The organism is Candidatus Palauibacter sp., from assembly GCF_965213655.1.
Classification (GTDB): domain Bacteria; phylum Gemmatimonadota; class Gemmatimonadetes; order Palauibacterales; family Palauibacteraceae; genus Palauibacter.
Genome location: NZ_CBDBZT010000003.1, coordinates 2,105,359 through 2,126,872 on the forward strand (window position 1 = coordinate 2,105,359; position 21,514 = coordinate 2,126,872).

Consider the following 21,514-nt stretch of genomic DNA (forward strand, 5'->3'; position numbering starts at 1 on the left):
GCGACTGCACGGTGGGTGTCCACCTTGTTTGCCCGACGAGCCGAAGCAGCGTGGAGTTCTCGGTCCTCGGCCGGGACGATGCGCGTCAGTAGTGATTGTTCCTTATTCGGATAGCCTCTTCAACAGCACCCGCCAGGTACTTCTTGATCCACGCGTAACGATCCCTGCTGTTGGTGCCCTGTGGATTATAGCATTTCACGATCGACGAGAGCTTCGTGTCGCTCGCCCCATAGCCGATGTGGGCGAAGGGATTGGGCCCCCTCCTGGAGATTCTGCGGTCGAGGTTTTTCAGGCCGTGAATGTGGATCCCCACCACGCCCATCCCTCGGTTCCAGGACTCGATGATTTCGTAGTCGATCCACCTCCGACCGGCAGTGTTGGTTCCCACCAGGACGACGGTGCATGAACGGCGGTAGAGCTGGTCTTGGATCCACTTCCGGATCGCGCTATCTCCACCTCGCGTGATGCTCTCCCAAGAGTTGTCCGACACCGGGTGGTTTCCGTCAACCATACCCATGTTTCGGACCTGGGCGGCGCGCGAATTGTCCGGTTCGTAATGGAAGCTGAAGAAGCAGCGCCGAGCCAAGCGTCTTCGATCCTAGCCCAGGACCGACGTCATGTTACGCCAAGTCCATCGCAAGAGGCGACCCGCATTCGGGACCCGCGTCGGGCTACTGGCCTTGTAGCCGATGATCTGAACGATCGGCTTACTCAAGCGACGGGCGATCGCGACTTCCTTGAGGACCCCAGGCGCCTTGTGGGTCTGGGGCATACGAGCACGACAACGACATCGCTCCGCTTTATCCTGGCTTCCGCTTCCCGCTCCCAGTTCCGCTGCGGCGCAGCTTCCTTCATCGACCAATCGGCCCCGGCGAAGGGTGAAGCGGGCAACCTCATTTGCCCAACCATGTGATGCTTGAGGCACTAATCTTCGTCGAAGTCAAGACTGAAGAATGCGCGCTTCTTCGGCACGAGGAGTCTTTCTCCTACCACAGGTGCTTATCAGCCAGCATTAACAGCATGGCGATTACGATCGTGCCGGTGATGGTGCCGTGAAACAGCGCCAGCGTGTGCGACCGAGCGACGCTCCAAGTGCTGTCTACCTGATCGGTGAACGGCTCGGTATCCATTGAGAAGTCGATCTCAGCGTCCAACTCGCGGGCCTGATTCCATAGCTCTCGGAACAGGTGTTCTTGGCGCAGGAAAAAAGCATCCAGAGCCCAGAACATGAAGGCCGGGAAATACGCCAAGTAAACGAAGAGTTCGTTCGTCCCTGCGGCCGCCAAGGCGAACAGCGCGGCGACGAGGGTGACGCTCCACCCCTTGATCAGGAACGAATTGCTAGCCATACGCGCGATCACGGCTTGGATCATCTGCAGGTACGCTACCTTGTGTTCCATGCTGTACGATAACTGACTTCGGCGCGATGGGTCTAGCGTTCCACGCGGCGGCCGCGCGCGCCATAACAGCCCTTCCGAGCAGATTGGCTCCTTCCCTTGGGGAGCCCGGCCCGCCCATATGTGCGCGATTCGCCCGCGAATACGGACCAGATAGCCCGGCTTCGCCGGCAATTCGGGCGGATGGTGCCGAGCGGCTTCCGCAAGTAGCCGCTTTCGCCAGCCCTTCCGCAGCGGCCACGGAACGCCCCATTGATCAACCGGCGTACGCGTGTAGCCGCCACGCGCCGAGACGCCCCTCCTCGATTTCTTGAATCGCCGGAATGCAATTCTTCGCGTCACCAGTCCGATTACCCATTGCCACTGCGCCTTTCTCGAAGCTGAAAGGTGGAAGATCACGGCGGGGTGGTTCGAGGCGGTTCCATCCAGCACGTCGCTCGCGGGACCAGATCCATCGCCACACGATCGCCCGCCCACGCGACCGCCTCGCAAGTTCGGAACGAAACGGGCCCAAGGCCGCGCCCGCAACTCATCAGCCAGACGGGTCTGGGCGGCGGAGAGCTTGACGTTACCGCATGGGAAACGTACCCTCGGTTGCCGCCTGCTCAAAGATCTTGATTTGCGTCTATTTTGAGTGCGCTACTGGTCGGCGCGACATTACTAATCCGTCATTCCGCCTAACCCCAAGAACGAGGCCACGCCGATGGCAAAGTATCGCAAGGTATTTTTCAGCTTCCACTACGACGAGGACGTCGACCGGGCCATGGTGGTCCGCAATAGCTGGGTCACCAAGGGGGGGCAAGAGGCCGCTCGCTTCGTCGACAAGGCCGACTTTGAGGCCGTCAAGAAGAAGGGCGAGAAAGCGCTCAAGAACTGGATCAATAAGCAGATGAAGGGGACGACAGTAACCGTCGTCCTGATAGGATCCAAGACCTGTAACCGAAAATGGGTCAAGTACGAAATAGACCATAGCATCGACAGAGGGAACGGGCTTCTGGAGATCGACGTCAGCAAGATCAAGAACCTCCAGAGAAAGACAACCACCCGCTGTGGCTGGATGTTACCCGCGGAGTATGCGGACTATCTATGGAATAAAGACAAGGGATACGATAATCTAGGCGACTGGGTCGAGGAAGCGGCCAAGCAGGCAGGTCACTGAAGGCGCCGTCATATTTCGCGAAGATCTAGGCTAGGGTCGATTGTGGCCAAGTCGGCTTGACCCTAACGAAAGGCACCAGATGTACGGAAAGCTCGTCCAGCTGAGCAAGGATCTCACCGCGAGAACAACCTGGCAGCACATGCCCGTTGCATCCGCTGGAGGCGAGGGTCCCATCGACGAGGGCCGCCTGCAGGAAGTCCTGTTCCGGCACGCGGACATCCTGCCGCTCGGCGGGATCGACCCAGCGTACGTCGATCCGGTCCCGGTCTGCATGGAACTCGCCACGCGGGCGGGGTCCGCTGACGCTTTATACCTGACGCCGACCGGGAGGATCATTCTTGCCGAGTTCAAGCTCTGGAGGAACCCGGGCGCGCGCAGAGAGGTGGTCGGGCAGATCCTCGATTACGCCCGTGTACTCGCGTCCTGGGACTACGACGACCTGGAACGAGCCGTTAGAAACCGCACCAAGCGGTCGCCATTTGACATCGTTTCCGACGCGCACGGCGGCGTGCAAGAGCAGGCTTTCGTCGACAACGTCGCTCGCCGGCTCAAGCGCGGCGAGTTTCTGCTCCTGATTATTGGCGACGGAATCCGGGAGGGCGTCGAGGACATCGTCTCCTACGTGCAGGAACACAGCGGACTCCGCTTCAATCTCGCGCTCGTCGAGGCTGCCGTGTTCCGTCGTGCGGACGGAGAAGATCTGATCATCCAGCCGCGCGTCCTGGCACGGACCGAACTCATCCCCCGCACGGTTCTCATTCGCAAGACGATTCTGGAGGAGCCCGACGACCACCCGATTGAAGAGCATGAACCATCCCCGATGGAGGACGAGAACGAGCGATTCTGGCGGGCAGTGCTGAAAGACTTCGCCTTTGACGATCCTGAGCCCGAGGTGCCTCAACTTTCGGAAGACCCGAGCGTCTACGTGTTGGTCGAAGGATCAGGGTTCGGAGGCTGGGGCCTCTCGTTCGGCGCCCAAGTGAAGCGCAATCAGACCATGATCGCATGCTATCTGACACGACGGGCAGGCTTGCCGGAGTGCGAGAGAGCCTACGATGAGATCGTCAGGGCGGAACCTGCCAACGATTGTGAGACACTTGCCGATTCAGTTTAGTGAGCCCTCCATTTCCCCGCCGGCGGCCGGTCCTGCGGCGTTGGCCGACGTGATGGGGAGTGCGCGGTTGATCCAGACTTCGTCCGGGAGTTCGGCGGCCCTCGGCGGGCCTCCCACGAAGCGGTCGGGGCGGGCGGCGTAGGCCGCGGCCAGCACGTTCTGCCGGTGCGCGATCACCTCGGGGGCGCGGCCGAGGTGGACTTGCCGGGGCGTGAGCAGGCCGATGCCGCCGTGGCGGTGTTCGGTGTTGTACCATTGGAAGAAGGTGCGGCAAAAGTCCTTCGCCTCCTCGATGTCGGCGAACCGGCCCGGGAAGCCCGGGTGGTACTTTACGGTCTTGAACTGCGCTTCCGAGTAGGGATTGTCGTTCGAGACCCGGGGACGACTCAGCGACTGGGTGACGCCCAGGTCGGCCAGGAGCTGCGCCGTGCACTTGGCCGTCATGGGAGGGGACTGTCAGATTTTCTGTGTAAATGGCCCTCGCACTCATACGGGCACTCGGCCCTCGAACACGATCGACAGGTGGTTCAGGGCGCCGGTCCAGTCCTGAACGGGCCGGGTCCAGCGCTGTGACGCCCTCTCGATCGCAAGGTACAGCACTTTCCTGACCGCCTCCGGGGTTGGGAACGCGCCGCGCTTCCTCGTCACCTTCGTGAGCTGCGCGTTCAGGGCCTCGATCGCGTTCGTCGTGTACATGACCTTGCGGATCTCGGGCGGATAATCGAAGAACGGGGTCAGGTTCGCCCAGTTCGCCCGCCACTTCCGGCTGATCATGGGGAAGCGCTCGTCCCAGCGCTGAGAAAAGGCCTCCAGCGCCGTCTCGGCCGCCTCCAGGCTCGGAGCCCTGTAGATGGCCCGCAAGTCCCTGGCGACCGCCTTGCGCTCCTTCCAGGCGACGAACCGGAGCGAGCCGCGCACCAGATGCACGATGCAGAGCTGGACCTGCGTCTTCGGGAACACCGACTCGATCGCCTCGGGAAAGCCCTTGAGGCCGTCGATCGCTGCGATCAGGATGTCCTCGACCCCCCGGTTCTTGAGTTCGGTGAGGACCGAGAGCCAGAACTTCGCCCCCTCCGCTTCGCCCACCCACAGCCCCAACAGCTCCTTGTTGCCCTCGAGCGTCAGGGCCAGGGCAAGGTAGACCGCGTGCGTCCGGACGTGGCCCCGGGAACGCACCTTCACGTGGATCGCGTCCAGATACACGATCGGGTACACCGTATCCAACGGCCGGCCCTGCCACGCCTTCACGTCCTCCAGGACCGCGTCGGTCACCGCCGAGATCAGCGACGGTGAGACCTCCACCTTGTACAGCTCCTTCAGGTGACCCTGGATCTCCCGCGTCGTCATGCCCCGCGCGTACAGCGCGATCACCTTCTCGTCGAACCCGCCCAGCCGACGCTGGCCCTTCCTGACGAACTTCGGGTCGAACGTCGAATCACGGTCCCGAGGCACCTCGATCTCGAACTCCGACGTGTCCGTCTTCACTCGCTTCCGCGTACGGCCGTTGCGCGAGTTGCCGCCGTTGCGGCCCTCTCTCGCGTGCTTCTCGTAGCCCAGGTGGTCGGTGAGCTCTCCCTCCAGCGCCCGCTCCACCACCCGCTTCGTCAGCGCCTCCAGAAGACCGCCTCCGCCCATGATCTCTTCCGGGCTGCGGCCCTCCAGCAGGCTGTCGAGAAGCTCGTCTACCTCCCGCTCCGTCGCATCCTTCTTCCTCGCCATGGTCTCCTCCCGCTTCCAGAGTCTACTCCATGGCCATTTACACAGAAATCAGCACACTCCCCGCACACCGTGCTTGAGACACGTCTCCCCGATCAAGTGTCCGGCCAGCCCCGCGGTCTCCCGCTCCGCCACCATCCATCCGGTGGCGTAGCGGCTGTAGATGTCCAGGATCACGTACAGATGGAAGTACCGCCACTTCTCCGGCCCCAGCAGCCGGGTGATGTCCCAGGACCACACCTCGTTGGGTGCCCTGGCCACCACCTCGGGCTTCGGGTGGTTGGGATGGCTGCGCTGCGCCCGCCGCTCCCGAACCGCCTCCTTCCCGGCCAGGATCCGGTACATCGTCCGCTCCGAACACAGATAGACGCCCTCGTCCAGCAGCGTCGCGTACACTTCCGCCGGCGCGCGGTCGGCGAAGCGCGGCGAGCACAGCACACGGAAGACCTCCGCCCGCTCCGTCGCGTCCAGGGCCCGGGCAGGAGCCGGCCGGGGCTGCCGCTGCCCGGTCTTCGGCCTCCGGCGACGGTAGAACGTGGCGCGCGCGACCCCGAGGGCCTCGCACGCCGCGCGTACGCCCACGTGCCCGGCCAAGCCTCCGGCCGCGCTCAAGAGCGCTTCCCGTCCCCGGGGCTCACGCCCAGCAGCCCCGCAACTTTTCCCTGGACATCGATGATGATGCGCGCCTTGCGGAGTTCCTCGCGCAACCGCGCAACCTCCCGCTCCAGCGTCTGCACCTTCCTCGCCTCCCGCTTCCCGCCCGAGGGCTTCGGTCCGCGTCTCTTCGCCAGCCCCCGCAGCGACCCCTCCCGCGCCGCCTTCCTCCACATCGAGAGGTGCGAACTGTACAGTCCCTCGCGCCGCAGCAACGCTCCAATCTCCCCCGGCGTCTCGCAGGCGTCCGCCTCCTCAACGATCGACAGCTTGTACGCCGCGGTGAAGCGCCGCCTCGTCGCCTTCGCCGCAACCTCCGGATCCGGCGCCGGCGGGCGGGCCGCGGCCGTGACCCCGTGCCGCTCGTCGCTACGCTCCTCGCGTCCCGGGGTCACCTCCTCCATCTTCGACGATGTCATCCCATTCCTCTCTCCGTCCATCGTTCTCCACCCTTCGCCCTCCTTCAGTAATCTCCAAGGTAGCGAATGCCTCACCGAGGTTGGCAGAGAGGGACGCCCGCTCCTCGCCAGTTCCACCAGCCGCTCCCTGTACTCGGACGGATACCGCCCCTGCCGGCCCGCCATAGGACACCTCCTTGCTTGACCCCAATGGATAGGTGTCCGTCAAAGCGGGGCAACTCCAAGAAGCCCACCGTATTGCCCCCATGCGATGGTTCGGCTTTCTCCTGGCGCAAGGTAGGGTATTCCCGTAACCAACGCCCCGTCGCTCATGCTTTCTATACGTTCCGTCTTCTTACCCGTGGGCTTTATTCCCGCTACGAATTTCGGGATGTCCCTGGACAGCTTGAATTTGACGTTGTGGGCCACACCTCTCCCAACGTTCTCGATCATGATGAGCAGGAGGCTGACCCGGCTCTCCGCATCGTGTCGTACGTAGACAATCACATGCGGATCTGAGGCTATTCTGACCAACAGATAGGCTGCGACCGCCGCGATGGCAGCAACGAACAGTCCGGCTACCTGAAGTATCGTACTCATGCTTCCCCTTCGTCCCGCTTCGCTGTTGGTGTTCGCGTCAATTCACCAAGCATGAGAAGCAGCGCCTCGCAGAGTCTCACGAGAGCCAAGGCTTCGGGGCGAGTGAACGCGCTGTCCTGTCCGAAATGGTGGTGGTCCAGGCTGGCCAGCTGCTTGAGAGAAGAAACGATGCTGCTGTATTCCTTGCCGCGTCGCTTGTCGGTACAGGCCGTCAGATGCTCGGGGATCTTGCCATACCCTCGATCCTTCAGTGCCTGTTCCGAGGCTTCGATCACCAGGCGGCAGATCCCGACCGCCCTGGGAGGGTCGCTCGAAACCAACCTACGTGCTGCGTTCAGGTGGTCTATTGCGGCCTTAAGGCTCCCGCCTTCCTTCAAGACCCACCGGAGCTCGACTACATCGAACTCCTCATAGCCGGATGCCGCCAAGAACGCGAGCCACATGTCGGTAGGTACGGTAAACTGCCATGGGGCTTGGTGGATGGGTTCGATGCCGCCGTCTATTATCCACGAGCCGGCCAAGTCCATCCAGAAGACGGGCGGCGCCCCACCCCGTTCGGCTTCCATACGACTCAAGACATCGTGCGGCACGTCACAGCACATCGTGAACTGGTGCTCTAGGGAGTGCGTTGCCGAACGGAGATGCTCTAAGCCCCTCGGAATGGATAGGTCCCCGACTACCGGGCCGGATTTGGATCCCCAGCGTAGCTGGCCGCCCAGAACGGCGATCCTCAACCCTCGAGCACCCTTCGGGAAGGTCTCACTCGCCGATATTTCCCGGATCTCACACCCTGCCGAGAGCTTGATGCGCGGGCGAAATGCGCGCTCGGCTTTCACATCCCGCACCCACACCGAGCCGACGCGGTGAGTGCTCAGAGATAGGTCCCCTTGGCCAAGTCGAGACATGTCCGTGCCCTACCGTGGATCCGTGCTAGAGTTCAAAGGGAACTGGGTTTGCTCGTCATGGTTAGCACCCTAACGCAACCACGCAGAAGGAGCCAAAACGGGACAATGCGGCGGCCAAGCGTACCGCGACCGCTGGGGCGGTCGACGGGTGGGCATGTAACTGCGGCACGTTGACCGGGCCGAGGCGCCCGGATTTCGCTACGACCGCCTGCGGCGGCCCGCGTAATCCGGGGGGTTATCGGATAGCCCGGTCGGGCGAAACAGTACGCCCAGCGCGATGGGCCAGGGGAATTTAGTCGGGGCGCCCGGATTTGAACCGGGGACCTCTGCGTCCCGAACGCAGCGCTCTACCGGACTGAGCCACGCCCCGAGGGGTACTGCGGACCGCGCGCCAGGCGCGGGGCCGGGCTCGCGCTCGCTAAGGGAGCGGCGAGTCGGCTTTCGAGAGCGGGTGACCGGATTCGAACCGGCGACCTCAACCTTGGCAAGGTTGCGCTCTACCAGCTGAGCTACACCCGCTTGTGTTGTTCCCTCCGGCTTGCGGCCTGCGGGGCCGGCCAAGGCGGAGGGGTGCTGCCAGAGCCACCGGTCGGATTTGAACCGACGACCGCCGCATTACGAATGCGGTGCTCTACCCCTGAGCTACGGTGGCGAGCCGTCGGACGCTACCCGGGGCGCCCTTGGCGAGACGTCTCGCGGGGGTTGCCGGGGGTGGACGCGACGGGGAGTGGAGCCGGCGGGACTCGAACCCGCGACCTCTTGAGTGCGATTCAAGCGCTCTCCCAGACTGAGCTACGGCCCCTCGCTCGACACGTTGTTTGGAAACGGGGCTGACGGGATTTGAACCCGCGACCTCCGGTGTGACAGACCGGCACTCTAACCAGGCTGAGCTACAGCCCCCTGTAGCGGCGTTTCGATGGGGCCTACTGGACTCGAACCAGTGACCTCTACGATGTCAACGTAGCGCTCTAGCCATCTGAGCTAAGGCCCCTCCGAAAGACACGACGAGCGGACCCCGGGGGGGAGCCCGCTCGGACGACACAATGCTAAAGGAACGGCCTGAATCGGTCAACCTTGGCGGGTGCTTCGGCGGGCGTTGGATGGGCGGTCCCGGGAGACGGTTGCATCCACCGGGACGGGCTTTACCTTGTTCGCGACCCGCGCCTCCGCCGGCGGAGGCTGCCGGGCGACTCACATCGTCGATTCCCCCTCCGAGAGGCGGATGAAGATAAGCTCTCGCGCGGCCGCGGGCGTCCTCGCTGCGGCCCTCGGCGCCACCGCTCTGGCGCTGTACCGGCCTTCAACCGGCGAACTCGAGATCGCTGCGGCGAGCCTCGATCCGTCCTCGTTCCTGCACGTCCAGGAAAGTGCGGATCCGCAGGCCGCGGGCGAAGGGGAGACGGCCGCGGCAGCCGCCCAGTTCGCCCTGGAGCAGGATCTCGCGACGATGCCGGCGCAGTGGCGCGCGATCTACGACCACGAGAACGCCCGCCGCGGACCCGAGCAGCCGATCCCGTTCAACCACCGCTTCCACGTCACCGATCTTCAGATCGACTGCATGTACTGCCATGTGGGGACGGAGCGCTCGGTGTCGGGCATCGTGCCCTCGCTCGAGGTCTGCATGGGGTGCCACAGGATCGCGGGCACGGGGCTGCCTCCGGTCGAGGAGTTGAGGGAGTACGAGGCGCGCGGGGAGCCGGTCGAGTGGGAGTGGGTGTACAAGCTGCCGGAGTTCGTGCAGTTCAGTCACAAGTCGCACCTGCGGAACCTCGAGTGCCAGGACTGCCACGGGCCGGTCGAGGAGATGGACCGGGTCTACCAGTGGGCGCCGCTGACGATGGGATGGTGCCTCGAGTGCCACCGCCAGGCGCCGTCCGAGGCTGACTTCGCGACCGATTACACGTTGGCGCGGGACAACCCGCCGCCACGGGCGCCGGCGCCTCGTCAGCCTGAAGGGTTCTACCCGAGGGACATCGATACCGATTACGGCCGGACCAGGGCCCCCACGGATTGCGCGGCATGTCACTTCTAGACGGGGGCAACGGCGGCTGCGGCTGTAACGGGAACTGCTCCGGCGGCGGCGCACCCGAGCCGGAGGCCCTGAACGGGGCGACGTCGAACGGGACGGGGACATCACGGCGCCGCTTCCTGAAGGTGCTGGGGACGTCCGGCGCCGGTGCGGCGACGATGGCGGCCTGCGGCCCGCCGGACTTCGCCGACAAGCTCATCCCGCACCTGGTCGAGGAAGAGGGGATCACACCGGGCGTTTCCGACACCTACGCGACGGTGCTGCCGGACGCGGGGCCGGAGCCGGTGCCGGTGCACGCGCAGGTGCGTGACGGCCGCGTCCTCGGCCTGAGCCCCAACGCCCGGTTCGGGGGCGGCACGAACGGCCTGTCGTCGCTGACGCACTCCACGCTCCAGGACCTCTACGATCCGGATCGCGTGAGCCAGCCGCTGCAGCGAAATCCGTCGACCGAGGAGGGAGCGCCTCCCTTCCAGTTCGCGAACTGGGAAGATGCGACGGCGGCGCTCACGAATGCGGTGCGCGTCGGGGGCGGGGTGCTCCTCACCGGACGGGTGACGGGCACGACGGGCCGCTTCATCGCCGACTGGGCGCGCGTGATGGGGGTGGAACACATCGCGTGGGAGCCGTTCTCGAACGATGCGCTGGCCGCGGGCACGGCGGACGTGAGCGGCGGCGCGGGCATGCCGCGCTTCGACCTCTCCTCGGCCGATAAGGTCGTCTGCTTCGGGGCCGACTTCCTCGGCACGTGGCTCGCTCCGACGCAGATGTCGGCGGGCTTCGCGGCGGCGCGCGACATCGAGGCCCATCACCACGCGAAGTTCACCTTCGTCGGCCCGCGCCTCTCGCTGACGGGCGCCAACGCGGACGAGTGGATCGAAGCGCGCGCGGGCACGGAGGGCGCCGTGGCGCTCGCTGTCGCCGGCGTCGTGGCCACGGCGCGAGGCGCGGCGCTTCCGGACGGCGCGGCGAGCGTGTCGCCGGAGGCGGCCGCGGAGGCCGCGGGCGTTTCGGCCGATGCGATTCGCGCGCTCGGGGAGGAACTCGCCGCCGCCGAGAGCGCGGTCGCGATTCCGCCGGGGCTCGAGTCGCAGGGCGCGGATGCGCGGCAGGCGCACCAAGCGGTCGCGGCGCTCAACCAGGTACTGGGCGCGGTCGGCACCCGGGTCCTCCCGGGGAGCGGCGCGCCCGAGGGCACATCGGCGAGCTTCGCGGACATGCAAGCGCTCATCGGGCGCATGCGGGCCGGGCAGGTGCGGACGCTGATCGTCGCCGGGTGCAACCCGGGCTACGCGCTCCCCGCCGCGGCCGGGTTCGCGGAGGCGCTGGCGAACGTGGCGAACACGGTCGCGATCGGCCCGCACCTCGATGAGACGGCGGCGGCCTGCGGCTGGGTGCTCCCGTGCCACCACGCGCTCGAGTCGTGGTGCGACGCGGAGCTGGCGGACGGCGCGATGGCGCTGGGACAGCCTCTCATGCACCCGGTGTTCGACACGCGCCAGCGCGAAGACCTGCTGCTCGACGTCGCGAACGCGGCGGGACAGGGCGGCGCCTTCAGCGCGGCGGACTACGCGACCGTGCTGCGGAACACCTGGACCGAGCGGCTCGGCGGCGACCCGGCGTGGCTCGACGCCCTCCGGCGGGGTGGCGCCACGGCCGACGCGTGGACGGCCGGCGCGGACGAGGACGCTGGCGCCGACGAGGCACCCGCGGGCGGAGCCGGCGGCTTCGCGCTCCCGCAGGCGCCCTCCGGCACGCAACTCGTCGTCTATCCGACGGCGCAGTTCTACGACGGCCGGGGCGCGAACCGCTCGTGGATGCAGGAGCAGCCCGACGCGATCACCAAGGCCGTGTGGACCTCGTGGGTGGAGATGCACCCCGACATGGCGGCCGAACTCGGCGTCGACCGCGGCGATGTCGTCCGCGTCGAGTCCGCCCAGGGCGCCATCGAGGCCCCGGTCTACGTGTACCGAGGCATCCGCCCCGACACGGTGGCGATCCCGCTCGGACAGGGGCACACGGAATACGGCCGCAACGCGCGCGGCCGCGGCGTGAACCCGCTGGACCTGCTCGCGGCGAGCGCGGACCCCGGCTCCGGCGCGTTGGCATACGCCGGGACGGCGGTCGACGTCACGGCCACCGGGGAGAGCGCCCGGCTCGTCATCACGCAGGGCTCCACCGACGACCTCGACCGCGAAATCGTCCACGCCATGAACGTGGACGACGCGCTGCACGAGATCGAAGCCCACGACATCGACCTCGTCGAATTGGTCGAGGCCGCGTGGGACTCGGATCCGAACAGCCCGTACCGCTGGGGCATGGTCATCGACCTCAACTCCTGCACCGGCTGCGGCGCCTGCGTCACCTCCTGCTACTCCGAGAACAACATCCCCACCGTGGGCGAGGAGCAGGCGGCCCTGCGGCGCGAGATGTCGTGGATGCGGATCCACCGCTTCGAGGAGGAGACGGAAGACGGCGGGTTCCAGACGGTGCAGCAGCCGATGCTGTGCCAGCACTGCGGCGACGCGCCGTGCGAGCCGGTGTGCCCGGTGTACGCGACGTACCACAGCCCCGAGGGGCTCAACGTCCAGGTCTACAACCGCTGCGTGGGCACGCGCTACTGCGCGAACAACTGCCCCTACAAGGTCCGGCGCTTCAACTGGTTCAACCACGACAGCGAGCGCGGCCGCGGCGAGGGCGGAGCCTTCGCCTGGCCCCTGAACCTCCAGCTCAACCCGGACATCACCGTCCGCGAGGTGGGGGTGATGGAGAAGTGCACGATGTGCGTGCACCGGATCAACAAGGCGAAGATCGACGCCAAGGACGAGGATCGGACCGTGATGGACGGCGAGGTGACGACCGCCTGCCAGTCCAGCTGTCCGTCGAACGCGATCACCTTCGGCAACCTCAAGGATCCGGAGAGCGAGGTCTCCCGCAAGGCGAAGAGCGCCCGCGGCTACCACGCGCTCGGAGAACTCGGGGTCCGCCCCGCCGTCACCTATCTCGAGGACGTCACGCACAAGCACATGGCGGCCGGCGGGCACGGTGAGCCGGCGGCGGCCGGAGAAGGCGAAGAGGCGCACTGATGGCCACCGCGGAGAAGCGGGTGCCCGCCCACCCGACGCTGGCCGACGCGAACCGCGACATCACGCGGCCGATCGCGATGCCGGAGAAGCGCTTCTACCTCGTGCTCGGGGTCGCGGCCGCGGGTCTCGCCCTCATGTTCGGGGCCTGGTTCTACCAGATCGGGGCCGGCATTGGCGTCGCGGGCATCACCCACCCCGTCTTCTGGGGCGTCTACATCACGACCTTCGTCTTCTGGGTAGGGATCGCCCACTCCGGGACGCTGATCTCCGCCATCCTCTATCTCTTCCGTTCCGGCTGGCGCACGACGATCAACCGGACCGCGGAGGCGATGACGATCTTCGCGGTGATGACGGCGGGGCTCTTCCCCCTCATCCACCTGGGTCGCGTCTGGTACTTCTACTACCTGATGCCGTACCCGTCGCAGCGGCAGATCTGGCCGGATTTCCGGTCGCCGCTCGTGATGGACGTGTTCGCGGTCTCGACGTACCTCACGATTTCGGCGCTCTTCTGGTACACCGGCCTCATCCCCGATTTCGCCGTGCTGCGCGACCGGGCGAAGGGCTGGATGTACAAGATCTACGGCGCGTTCTCGCTCGGCTGGCAGGGGACGGTGAGCGAGTGGCGGCACTACCGCCGCATCTACCTCTACATGGCGGGGATCGCGACGCCGCTGGTGCTGTCGGTGCACTCCGTGGTCTCGTGGGACTTCGCGCTCTCGATCGTGCCGGGGTGGCACTCTACGATCTTCGCCCCCTACTTCGTGGCCGGCGCGATCTTCAGCGGGGTCGCCCTCGTGATCACGATCATGATCCCGCTGCGCTGGGCGTTCGGTCTCGAGGCGTACATCACCGAGAACCACTTCGAGAACATGGCGAAGCTGGTCCTCCTGACGTCGCTCATCGTCGGCTTCTCGTACGGGACTGAGTTCTTCCTCGCCTACTACTCGGCGGATCCGATCGAGATCGAGAGCTTCCGCTGGCGGGCGATGGGAGCCTATGCCCTGCCCTTCTGGGTCATGGTGTTCTGCAACGTCGTCGTGCCGCAGGCGCTCTGGTTCAAGAAGGTGCGCACGACGCTGCCGGCCCTGTTCACGCTCACGATCTTCGTCAACATCGGGATGTGGTACGAGCGCTTCGTCATCATCGTCACCTCGCTCGCCCACGAGTACGAACCGGGGGGCTGGGGCCTGTACACGCCCAGTTGGGTGGAGATGTCGATTCTCGTCGGCAGCTTCTGCTGGTTCTTCTTCTGGTTCCTGCTCTTCTCGCGCAGCCTGCCGGTGATCTCGATCGCCGAGGTGAAGGAACACCTCGCGCACGAACACGCGCACGCACACGCGGATGACCCCGGGGATGACAATGAGTAGCGGCGTTCTGGGGCAGTACGACACGCTGCCCGGCACGCTCGACGCGATCGCGCGGCTGCGGGAGGCGGGCCACCGGGACATCGAGGTCTTCTCGCCGATTCCGTCGCCGGAGATCGAGGAGGCGATGGACATCCACTCCTCGCCGGTGCGGGTGTGGGCGCTGACGGGCGCGATCACCGGCTGCACGCTCGGGCTGCTGCTCACGGCGGGCACGTCGCTGGCCTATCCGCTCGTCACGCAGGGCAAGCCGCTCGTGTCGCTGCCCCCGTTCGTCATTTTCATGTTCGAGCTCACGGTGCTGCTGACGGGGATCTTCGGCCTGGTCGCGCTGCTCGTGCACACGAGGCGGCCGGTGATCAAGCTCGATCCGGCGTATCGCACGTCCTTCTCGGTCGACCGCTGGGGCATCTTCGTTCCGGCCAACGGCGAGGGCAGCGCCGCCGCCGAAGCGCTGGTGCGGGAGACCGCCGCCGTGGACGTGGAGGTGCAGGAATGACCCGCCGGACCGCCGCGGTCGCCGGGGTGCTGGCCGCCTTCGCGCTGGGCGCCTGCGACGACCAGATCAAGCATCTGGAGCAGCGCACGCCGTTCTTCAACACGATGTCCTGGCAGCCCTCGGTGGAGGCTTTCGAGGAGCGGGCGCGCACGCCGGTGCCCGGCACGATGCCGATCGACGGCGAGCGCACGTACGACCTGATGGCGGCCGACACCATGCTCGTCAGCCCGCTCGCGGGCACCGAGGCCGACCTGGCCCGGGGCGCGGAGCTGTACAGCCAGTTCTGCACTCCCTGCCACGGCGTGACGGGGGCGGGCGACGGCTCGGTCGTAGGACAGAACCGGATCCCGGACATCCCCCTGCTCAACATCCGCGGCGAACTCACGCGCGGGTACACGGACGGCTACATCTGGGGCATGATCGGGAACGGCCGCGGGCTGATGCCGGCCTACCGGCGGATCCCGGCCATGGACCGCTGGTACCTGGTCGCGTACGTGCGGCAACTGCAGGCCGAAGCGATGGCCGAGGAAGCGGCGGCGGCCGAGGCTGAGGCGGCGGCCGAAGCGGCGGCGACCGAAGCGGGCGAGACGCCCGGCACGGGTGGGGGTCAGTGAGCGGCGACGACGGCCGTCCGACGCTCACCACGGGCGAGGCGCTGAAGACGATCAGCGGCCGCATTCCGATGCTGTGGCTCGCCGTGTGGCTAGCGGCGGTCGCGGTCGGGGCCGTGGGCTTCATGACCACGGTGGGCGGGGACGCCCAGCGTGCCTGGATGAGCGTGTGGTCGAACTTCCTCTTCTGGACGGCGATCTCGATGGCGGGCGTCGTGTTCGGAGCCGTCCTCCAGGTGGCGAAGGGGCACTGGGGCAAGAAATTCCGCCGGTTGGCCGAGGCCGCGGGCGCCTTCCTCCCCATCTCCCTTGCCCTCTTCTTCACGCTCCGGCTCGGGGCCGAGCACGTCTTCCCCTGGATCGGACCCGTGGAGACATCGCACCTGAACCGCGACTGGCTGACGCTCGAGGGCGTCTTCCTGCGGAACGGAGTGCTGCTCGCTGTGCTCTACCTGCTCGCCTTCGTGTGGCTGTTCTACTCGATCCGGGCCGACGCGCCGCTGGTCGCCGCGGAGAATCGGGGCTGGCGCAGGGCCGTGATCTCCCTCTTCGCCCGCGGCTGGCGGGGAGACGAGGTCGAGGTCGAGCGCTGCCGGAGCCGGATCGGCCGCTTGTCCGCCGTGCTGATCCTGAGCTGGGCCATCGTCTTCTCGCTCCTGTCGTTCGACTTCGGGATGTCGCTCACGCCGGGCTTCATGAGCATGGTGTGGGGGCCGTACTACTTCATCGGCGGCTGGCTCGGCATGCTGGCGCTCGTGGCGATCGTGGCCCACCGAACCAACGGACGGGCCGGCGGGATCCAGCTGTGGGGGAAGTACGATTTCCACGATCTCGGCAAGCTGACGTTCGCCTTCGTCGCGTTCTGGACCTACCTCTGGTTCGCCCAGTATCTCGTGATCTGGTACGGCAACATCCCGCGCGAAGCGAACTTCTTCATGCCGCGCTCGACGGGCGCCTTCGGCTGGATGTTCTGGCTCCAGATGGTGCTCATCTTCGCGCTCCCCTTCCCTTTCCTGCTGGGGCGGAGCCCGAAGATGAGCTCGCGCTGGCTGGCCTTCGTCGGCTCGCTGATCCTGCTCGGCTTCTGGGTCGAACGCTGGAACATGGTGGCGCCGTCGATCTGGCACGGGGAGGGACTGCCGCTCGGCGTGCCCGAAGCGATGATCTCGGTCGGCTTCCTCGGCCTGTTCGCGCTCGCCTACAGCGCCTACTCGACGACCTTCCCGAAGGTCCCGATGCGCGAGACGATCGCGCTGGGGAGTCCCGGCCGCGGGCCGTAAGCCGTCGCCCGGCACCGCCCGCGAAGGACAGGGGGTGCCCCGGCCGGCCTCCGGCCTCTATTTTCAAATGCTGACAGTATGAGGTGACGGTGCGAACCATGCCGGTGTGGCGTGGCGTCGCACCGCGCAGTTCTTGACCGAGGCGGTTTGGATGGAGCTTTCCGACAACTACGAGCAGATGCTGCAGCGGACGACCGCGACGGTCGAGAAGTACCGCGAAGGGGCCGAGGAGCTGAGGGTGAAGCTCCGGGAGGCCCGCGCCGGCCGAAAAGTGCAGATCATGGCCATGATCGACCGGCTGGAGCGCAAGTACGATGGAGCGAAGACGCGCCTGGAAGAACTCTCCGACTCCGAGGAGGACGGCAACAGCCGGGCCCTCGGCGTACTCCACCAGAAGGTGGTCTCCGAACTCTCCGACATGAAGCGGACGATCCAGACCCGGATCCGCTGACCTTCCAGACTGGCCGGTCAGGCCGGATCCGTACCGGTGTCGGGTAGCGGAACGCCCAACACGCTGCCCTCGATCCTGGCCACCGCTATGCGCGTCCTGGTCAGTTCGGCGGCGACCGCGTCGATTCGGCCGACGAGTTCGGCCCGCACACCCTTGATGTCGCCTCGAAGCTCGGCGCGCATGGTCGCCATCTCACCGCGCACGCCTTTGATGTCGGTTTGCAGCTCGTCGCGCACGCCCTTGATGTCGTCTCCGAGCTTGCGCGTGAGCCCAGCCAGCGCGACGCCAACGCCGACGATAGCCACGAATATGGTAACGAGCGCGATGATCACATCCAGCCCCATCCTCTGACGACTCCCGTTGGAGGTTCCGTGCGGCAAGCGGCCCACCGGCCCAAGCCTCGATCCCACGAACCTCCAGCTGCAGATCAAGGTGCTATCAAGCGGTCGGCGGTTTCAAGCCAGGCGGCTCGTCACGCGCGTCTCAGTCCAGACGCAGCGCGGTGCGGAGGAGGAGGCGCTGGCGCCGCATGTGCTTGCCGAAATAGCCCTCCGCCGGGCTGGCGCGCTCGGGGCGGCCGATGTAGAGCGGCTCGCGGCCGATGAGTTCGCGCAGGTGCGGGCGCACGGACGTCCAGGCGCCCATGTTTTCCGGCTCTTCCTGTACCCAGCAGATCTCCGCCTCGCGGGGATACGGGGCCAGGGCCGCGGCCAGTTCCTCGGCCGGGAAGGGATACGGCTGTTCCACGCGCAGGATCGGGATGTCGTGCGCGGGGGGAGCCTCGGCGAGGAGGTCGAAGTAGACCTTGCCGCTGCACACGACGATCCGGCTCACGCGCGACGGATCGGCCTTGAAGTCGGGGTCCGGGAGGACCGGGCGGAAGGCGCCGCCAGTGAGGTCTCCGATCGTGGAGCGGGCCCGCGGATGGCGCAGCAGGCTCTTGGGCGTCATCACGATGAGGGGGCGACAGGTCGCGCGCAGCGCCTGCCAGCGCAGGGCGTGGAAAAACTGCGCGGGCGTCGTGCAGTTCGCGACGCGGATGTTGCCCTCGGCGGCAAGTTGCAGGAAACGCTCCAGCCGGGCGCTCGAGTGCTCCGGCCCCTGCCCCTCGTAGCCGTGCGGAAGGAGCAGGACGAGCCGCGACTCCAGTCCCCACTTGGTGCGGCCCGACACGATGAACTGGTCGATGATCGCCTGTCCGACGTTGGCGAAGTCGCCGAACTGCGCCTCCCACATGACGAGCGCGTTGGCGGCGATGGTGGAGAAGCCGTACTCGAAGCCGAGCGTGGCGATCTCGGACAGGGGACTGTTCGCGATCCTGAACGCCGCCTGCCCATCATCAAGGTGGGCCATGGGCGTGTAGGGGCGCCCGTCCTCGGCGTCGTGCAGCACGAGGTGGCGGTGGCTGAACGTGCCGCGCTCGGTGTCCTCGCCGGTGAGGCGCACGGGGACGCCCTCGGTGAGCAGGCCCGCCAGCGCGAGCGCTTCGGCATGCCCCCAGTCGATCCCCGCATCCAGCGCGGCCCGGCGTCGTTCCAGCTGTCGCCCGAGCTTCTGGAAGGGGGTGAAATCGTCGGGCCAGCGGTGGATCGCCTCGTTGAGTTGGCGCAGCCGCGCCTCCGGAATGCCGGTCGGCCGCGCCGGTTCCGCCGGATCCATGAGCCGCTTCGGGTCCGGCGCCGTTCCCCCCTGTGCGTCCGCTTCCTTGTGCGCGGCGATCGTCCCCCTCGCCGCCTCGAGTTCGGCGTTCACGTCCGCGGCCATGGTGTCGACCTCGTCGCGGGAGAGGAGCCCCCGCTCGACGACGACATCCGCAAACTGGGCGCGCACGCGCGGGTGCGAGGCGACCCGTTCGTACATCATGGGCTGGGTATACGAGGGTTCGTCCCCTTCGTTGTGCCCGTAGCGCCGGTAGCCCACGAGATCGATGACCAGGTCCTCTCCGAACTCGAAGCGGTAGTCGATGGCGAGCCGCACGGCGGCCATGCAGGCCTCGGGATCGTCGGCGTTCACATGCACGACGGGGAGGCGGAAGCCGAGCGCCAGGTCGCTCGCGTAACGGGTCGAGCGGCTGTCGCCGGGCAGCGTGGTGAAGCCGAGCTGGTTGTTCGTGATGATGTGGAGCGTGCCGCCCGTCTCGTAGGCCCGCAGCCGGCACAGGTTCAGCGTCTCCGCCACGACCCCCTGTCCGGCGAAGGAGGCGTCGCCGTGGATGATGATGGGGAGGATCGCCGAGGAGTCGGAGGCCTCGCCGGTGAAGCGCGCCGCCCGGGCCATGCCGAGCACGACGGGGTTCACATGCTCGAGGTGGCTCGGGTTGGGGGCGAGCCGCACGTCCAGTTCGACCTCGTCCTCCGCGACCTGCGACCGGCCTCCGACGTGGTACTTGACGTCGCCGGAACCATGCTCCGGGAGGGCGGTCATGATGCCGCGCGCGGCCTGTTCCTCGAATTCGGCCACGATCGACTCGTAGGACAGTCCCATGACGTGGGCCAGCACGTTCAGGCGCCCGCGGTGCGCCATCCCCACGAACACCTGCCGCGCCCCGCGCCGCCCGGCGCTCCCGATGATCCCCCGCATCATGGGCACGAGCATGTCGAGTCCCTCGACGGAGAAGCGCTTCTTCCCGAGGTAGGTGCGGTGCAGGAAAGTTTCGAGCCCTTCCACGCGGGTCAGCCACTCGAGGCACGCCTGCGCCCGCACGCGGCTCATGAGGAGCCGGTGGCGGTGCGACTCGATGTAGTCCACGAGCCAGTCGCGCTGGGTCGGGTTCTCCATCTGATCGAGTTCGTAGCCGATGGGGCCGCAGTAGATCTCCTCGAGGCGGTCGATGACCTCGGCGGCGTTGTTGCCCAGGTGCTTGAGCCAGACGGCGGAGGCGGGCACGCGCGCGAGTTCCTCGCGGCGGATGCCGTGGTATTCCGGCTCCAGCAGGGGGTGCCTCGGAGGCTCGGAGCGGAGCGGGTCGATGCGCGCCCCGAGGTGCCCGTAGGCCCGGTAGGCCTCGACGAGCGCCCCGGCGATGGCGGCGAGGCGCAGGTCCTCCGTCGCCACGACCTCCGCCTCGGCAGGCGTGGGTGCGGGCGGTGGAGGAGCGGGGGGAGGAGGAACGACTATCCTCGGGGGCGCTTCAACGACCGCTCCGGCGGATGGATCCCAGCCGGCCAGCGGGGGCGGGATCACGCCCCGGTCGCGGAACGTCCGTTCGACCAGCCCCTCCGCGTACCCCGCGTTGTAGCCGTCCGCGACCCAGCCGCGCTCGTCGGCGGAGCGGCCCCCGTCCTCGCTCACCTAACGGTGTCCGGCGCCGGTGCCGTGGCCGTGCTCGACATCCTCGGCGCCCGCCGCGCCGGAAAGGCTGCGGTGCACGGTGTCGAGCCAGCGTTCCGTCGAGATGAACCCGGCGCCCCAGTCCGCCCACTCCTCGGCGACGCCCTCGCCCTGGACCTCTTCGCTGCTCATCCCCGCGTCGATCTTGCCGCGCACCATTGCGATCGTCTCGGTGATCATGCGGTGGTACGTCCGCAGGTCGTCGACAGAGGAGAGCGGGCCGTGGCCGGGGATGATGTCGATATCCGCGGGCACGTTGTCCAGCACCCCCGAGATCCCGCTTGCGAGCCCTTCCACGCTGCCGCCGTTGTCGATGTCGACGAAGGGGAAGCGGCCGGCGAAGAAGTCGTCGCCCATGTGGAGGACGTTCGAGCCGGTGAAGTAGATGAGCGCGTCCCCGTCCGTGTGTCCGTGCGGGATGTGGAAGGCCCGGATTTCCTCGCCGTTGAAGTGGATGGAAACCGCGTCATCGAAGGTGACGACGGGCAGGGCCACCTCGGGCGATCCGCCCGCCACCAGCCTCGTCCGCACGTTCGTGTGCGCGACGATGGTGGAGGCGTCCCCGAACTCGACATTCCCGCCCGTGTGATCGCCGTGGAAATGGGTGTTGAGGAGGAACTGCGGCTCCGCGGCCTCCTCCGACTGTCCCACCTCGCGCAGCGCGTCGCGAATCTTGTCCGCCAGCGGCGCGAACTGGTCGTCGACCATCAACACTCCGTCGGGGCCCGAGGACACGCCGATGTTGCCGCCGCTCCCGACCAGCATCCAGACGCTGCCGGCGACGTGCGTCGCTTCGATCTGGACAGCCGAGAAATCACGCTGCGCGAGGGCGGGGGTGGAGAAGAGACCGGTGCACAGTGTCGCGAGGAACAGAGATCGAGCTTTCATGGGATGCACTCCTGAATGCTGACGCCGTGTAGCGCC

19 protein-coding genes, 6 tRNA genes and 1 pseudogene are annotated in these 21,514 nt (G+C 66.8%); 9 read left to right on the forward strand and 17 right to left on the reverse strand.

The genetic code is table 11. The features are described 5' to 3' along the window. Positions 1-85: 85 nt before the first annotated feature. Entirely contained in the window at positions 86-586 is a 501-nt protein-coding gene (locus ACOOGH_RS11460) for a TIR domain-containing protein (protein WP_420449044.1), read from the reverse strand. A gap of 400 nt (positions 587-986) precedes the next feature. After that, positions 987-1,400, reverse strand: a complete 414-nt coding sequence (locus ACOOGH_RS11465) for a hypothetical protein (protein WP_420449045.1) — start codon at positions 1,398-1,400, stop codon at positions 987-989. Between the two features lie 700 nt (positions 1,401-2,100). Between ACOOGH_RS11465 and ACOOGH_RS11470 the strand changes: the two genes are divergently transcribed. Then, on the forward strand, positions 2,101-2,556 hold the full coding sequence (locus ACOOGH_RS11470; protein WP_420449046.1) for a TIR domain-containing protein: 456 nt from the start codon (positions 2,101-2,103) through the stop codon (positions 2,554-2,556). Positions 2,557-2,635: 79 nt separating this feature from the next. Continuing rightward, entirely contained in the window at positions 2,636-3,670 is a 1,035-nt protein-coding gene (locus ACOOGH_RS11475; RefSeq protein ID WP_420449047.1) for a hypothetical protein, read from the forward strand. On the opposite strand, the pseudogene ACOOGH_RS11480 reads toward ACOOGH_RS11475, so the two are convergent. From ACOOGH_RS11480 to ACOOGH_RS11535, 12 genes and pseudogenes are all read right to left on the reverse strand, one after another. Beyond that, positions 3,662-4,114 (reverse strand): annotated as a pseudogene (locus ACOOGH_RS11480) (integrase core domain-containing protein); the annotation flags it as partial. The gene ACOOGH_RS11475 and the pseudogene ACOOGH_RS11480 sit on opposite strands and share 9 nt — an antisense overlap. Positions 4,115-4,156: 42 nt before the next feature. Then, a complete protein-coding gene (locus ACOOGH_RS11485) occupies positions 4,157-5,389 on the reverse strand; it encodes an IS256 family transposase (protein WP_420438216.1) in 1,233 nt (410 codons plus the stop codon). 48 nt (positions 5,390-5,437) lie between these two features. Continuing rightward, on the reverse strand, positions 5,438-5,998 hold the full coding sequence (locus ACOOGH_RS11490; protein WP_420447246.1) for a DDE-type integrase/transposase/recombinase: 561 nt from the start codon (positions 5,996-5,998) through the stop codon (positions 5,438-5,440). Beyond that, positions 5,995-6,459 carry a transposase gene (locus ACOOGH_RS11495; RefSeq protein ID WP_420447245.1) on the reverse strand — a complete coding sequence of 155 codons (465 nt, stop codon included), beginning with the start codon at positions 6,457-6,459 and terminating at the stop codon, positions 5,995-5,997. The genes ACOOGH_RS11490 and ACOOGH_RS11495 overlap by 4 nt, the downstream gene beginning before the upstream one ends. Before the next feature lie 204 nt (positions 6,460-6,663). Continuing rightward, on the reverse strand, positions 6,664-7,038 hold the full coding sequence (locus ACOOGH_RS11500) for a hypothetical protein (protein ID WP_420449048.1): 375 nt from the start codon (positions 7,036-7,038) through the stop codon (positions 6,664-6,666). Then, positions 7,035-7,874, reverse strand: a complete 840-nt coding sequence (locus ACOOGH_RS11505) for a hypothetical protein (protein ID WP_420449049.1) — start codon at positions 7,872-7,874, stop codon at positions 7,035-7,037. Before ACOOGH_RS11505 ends, ACOOGH_RS11500 begins: the two co-directional genes overlap by 4 nt. 365 nt (positions 7,875-8,239) lie before the next feature. Beyond that, positions 8,240-8,313, reverse strand: a tRNA-Pro gene (locus ACOOGH_RS11510). Positions 8,314-8,389: 76 nt separating this feature from the next. Continuing rightward, positions 8,390-8,462: transfer RNA gene (locus ACOOGH_RS11515), tRNA-Gly, on the reverse strand. Positions 8,463-8,523: 61 nt separating this feature from the next. Further along, positions 8,524-8,595 (reverse strand) — tRNA-Thr (locus ACOOGH_RS11520). Positions 8,596-8,671: 76 nt separating this feature from the next. Then, positions 8,672-8,745, reverse strand: a tRNA-Ala gene (locus ACOOGH_RS11525). Between the two features lie 23 nt (positions 8,746-8,768). After that, positions 8,769-8,843, reverse strand: a tRNA-Asp gene (locus ACOOGH_RS11530). A gap of 17 nt (positions 8,844-8,860) precedes the next feature. Beyond that, positions 8,861-8,934, reverse strand: a tRNA-Val gene (locus ACOOGH_RS11535). Positions 8,935-9,165: 231 nt separating this feature from the next. Here ACOOGH_RS11535 and ACOOGH_RS11540 point away from each other — a divergent pair. From ACOOGH_RS11540 to ACOOGH_RS11570, 7 genes are all read left to right on the forward strand, one after another. Beyond that, positions 9,166-9,975: a cytochrome c3 family protein gene (locus ACOOGH_RS11540; protein ID WP_420449050.1), complete on the forward strand. Its 810-nt coding sequence runs from the start codon at positions 9,166-9,168 to the stop codon at positions 9,973-9,975. Next, positions 9,963-13,055 carry a molybdopterin dinucleotide binding domain-containing protein gene (locus ACOOGH_RS11545; protein WP_420449051.1) on the forward strand — a complete coding sequence of 1,031 codons (3,093 nt, stop codon included), beginning with the start codon at positions 9,963-9,965 and terminating at the stop codon, positions 13,053-13,055. The genes ACOOGH_RS11540 and ACOOGH_RS11545 overlap by 13 nt, the downstream gene beginning before the upstream one ends. After that, the gene (nrfD, locus tag ACOOGH_RS11550; RefSeq protein WP_420449052.1) at positions 13,055-14,422 is read left to right on the forward strand and encodes an NrfD/PsrC family molybdoenzyme membrane anchor subunit; all 1,368 of its coding nucleotides are present in this window, start codon (positions 13,055-13,057) and stop codon (positions 14,420-14,422) included. The genes ACOOGH_RS11545 and nrfD overlap by 1 nt, the downstream gene beginning before the upstream one ends. Next, complete coding sequence (locus tag ACOOGH_RS11555; RefSeq protein ID WP_420449053.1) at positions 14,409-14,918, forward strand: DUF3341 domain-containing protein; 510 nt, start codon at positions 14,409-14,411, stop codon at positions 14,916-14,918. The genes nrfD and ACOOGH_RS11555 overlap by 14 nt, the downstream gene beginning before the upstream one ends. Further along, a complete protein-coding gene (locus ACOOGH_RS11560; RefSeq protein WP_420449054.1) occupies positions 14,915-15,532 on the forward strand; it encodes a c-type cytochrome in 618 nt (205 codons plus the stop codon). Before ACOOGH_RS11555 ends, ACOOGH_RS11560 begins: the two co-directional genes overlap by 4 nt. Further along, positions 15,529-16,809, forward strand: coding sequence for a hypothetical protein (locus ACOOGH_RS11565; protein ID WP_420449055.1), 1,281 nt, complete (start codon positions 15,529-15,531; stop codon positions 16,807-16,809). Before ACOOGH_RS11560 ends, ACOOGH_RS11565 begins: the two co-directional genes overlap by 4 nt. A 151-nt stretch (positions 16,810-16,960) precedes the next feature. Continuing rightward, on the forward strand, positions 16,961-17,260 hold the full coding sequence (locus ACOOGH_RS11570) for a hypothetical protein (RefSeq protein ID WP_420449056.1): 300 nt from the start codon (positions 16,961-16,963) through the stop codon (positions 17,258-17,260). A gap of 17 nt (positions 17,261-17,277) precedes the next feature. On the opposite strand, the gene ACOOGH_RS11575 is transcribed toward ACOOGH_RS11570, so the two are convergent. From ACOOGH_RS11575 to ACOOGH_RS11585, 3 genes are all read right to left on the reverse strand, one after another. Further along, positions 17,278-17,592 (reverse strand): hypothetical protein, encoded by a 315-nt coding sequence (locus ACOOGH_RS11575; RefSeq protein ID WP_420449057.1) that lies wholly within the window; start codon positions 17,590-17,592, stop codon positions 17,278-17,280. Positions 17,593-17,743: 151 nt separating this feature from the next. Further along, positions 17,744-20,551: a 2-oxoglutarate dehydrogenase E1 component gene (locus tag ACOOGH_RS11580; protein ID WP_420449058.1), complete on the reverse strand. Its 2,808-nt coding sequence runs from the start codon at positions 20,549-20,551 to the stop codon at positions 17,744-17,746. Next, entirely contained in the window at positions 20,552-21,478 is a 927-nt protein-coding gene (locus tag ACOOGH_RS11585) for an MBL fold metallo-hydrolase (RefSeq protein WP_420449059.1), read from the reverse strand. Positions 21,479-21,514 lie beyond the last annotated feature (36 nt).

Coding starts and splice junctions, on each gene's coding strand:
- ACOOGH_RS11465 (WP_420449045.1), bottom strand. CDS start 1,400: ATGGAACACAAGGTAGCGTACCTGCAGATGATCCAAGCCGTGATCGCG.
- ACOOGH_RS11470 (WP_420449046.1), top strand. CDS start 2,101: ATGGCAAAGTATCGCAAGGTATTTTTCAGCTTCCACTACGACGAGGAC.
- ACOOGH_RS11475 (WP_420449047.1), top strand. CDS start 2,636: ATGTACGGAAAGCTCGTCCAGCTGAGCAAGGATCTCACCGCGAGAACA.
- ACOOGH_RS11485 (WP_420438216.1), bottom strand. CDS start 5,389: ATGGCGAGGAAGAAGGATGCGACGGAGCGGGAGGTAGACGAGCTTCTC.
- ACOOGH_RS11495 (WP_420447245.1), bottom strand. CDS start 6,459: ATGACATCGTCGAAGATGGAGGAGGTGACCCCGGGACGCGAGGAGCGT.
- ACOOGH_RS11500 (WP_420449048.1), bottom strand. CDS start 7,038: ATGAGTACGATACTTCAGGTAGCCGGACTGTTCGTTGCTGCCATCGCG.
- ACOOGH_RS11540 (WP_420449050.1), top strand. CDS start 9,166: ATGAAGATAAGCTCTCGCGCGGCCGCGGGCGTCCTCGCTGCGGCCCTC.
- ACOOGH_RS11545 (WP_420449051.1), top strand. CDS start 9,963: ATGTCACTTCTAGACGGGGGCAACGGCGGCTGCGGCTGTAACGGGAAC.
- nrfD (WP_420449052.1), top strand. CDS start 13,055: ATGGCCACCGCGGAGAAGCGGGTGCCCGCCCACCCGACGCTGGCCGAC.
- ACOOGH_RS11555 (WP_420449053.1), top strand. CDS start 14,409: ATGACAATGAGTAGCGGCGTTCTGGGGCAGTACGACACGCTGCCCGGC.
- ACOOGH_RS11560 (WP_420449054.1), top strand. CDS start 14,915: ATGACCCGCCGGACCGCCGCGGTCGCCGGGGTGCTGGCCGCCTTCGCG.
- ACOOGH_RS11570 (WP_420449056.1), top strand. CDS start 16,961: ATGGAGCTTTCCGACAACTACGAGCAGATGCTGCAGCGGACGACCGCG.
- ACOOGH_RS11585 (WP_420449059.1), bottom strand. CDS start 21,478: ATGAAAGCTCGATCTCTGTTCCTCGCGACACTGTGCACCGGTCTCTTC.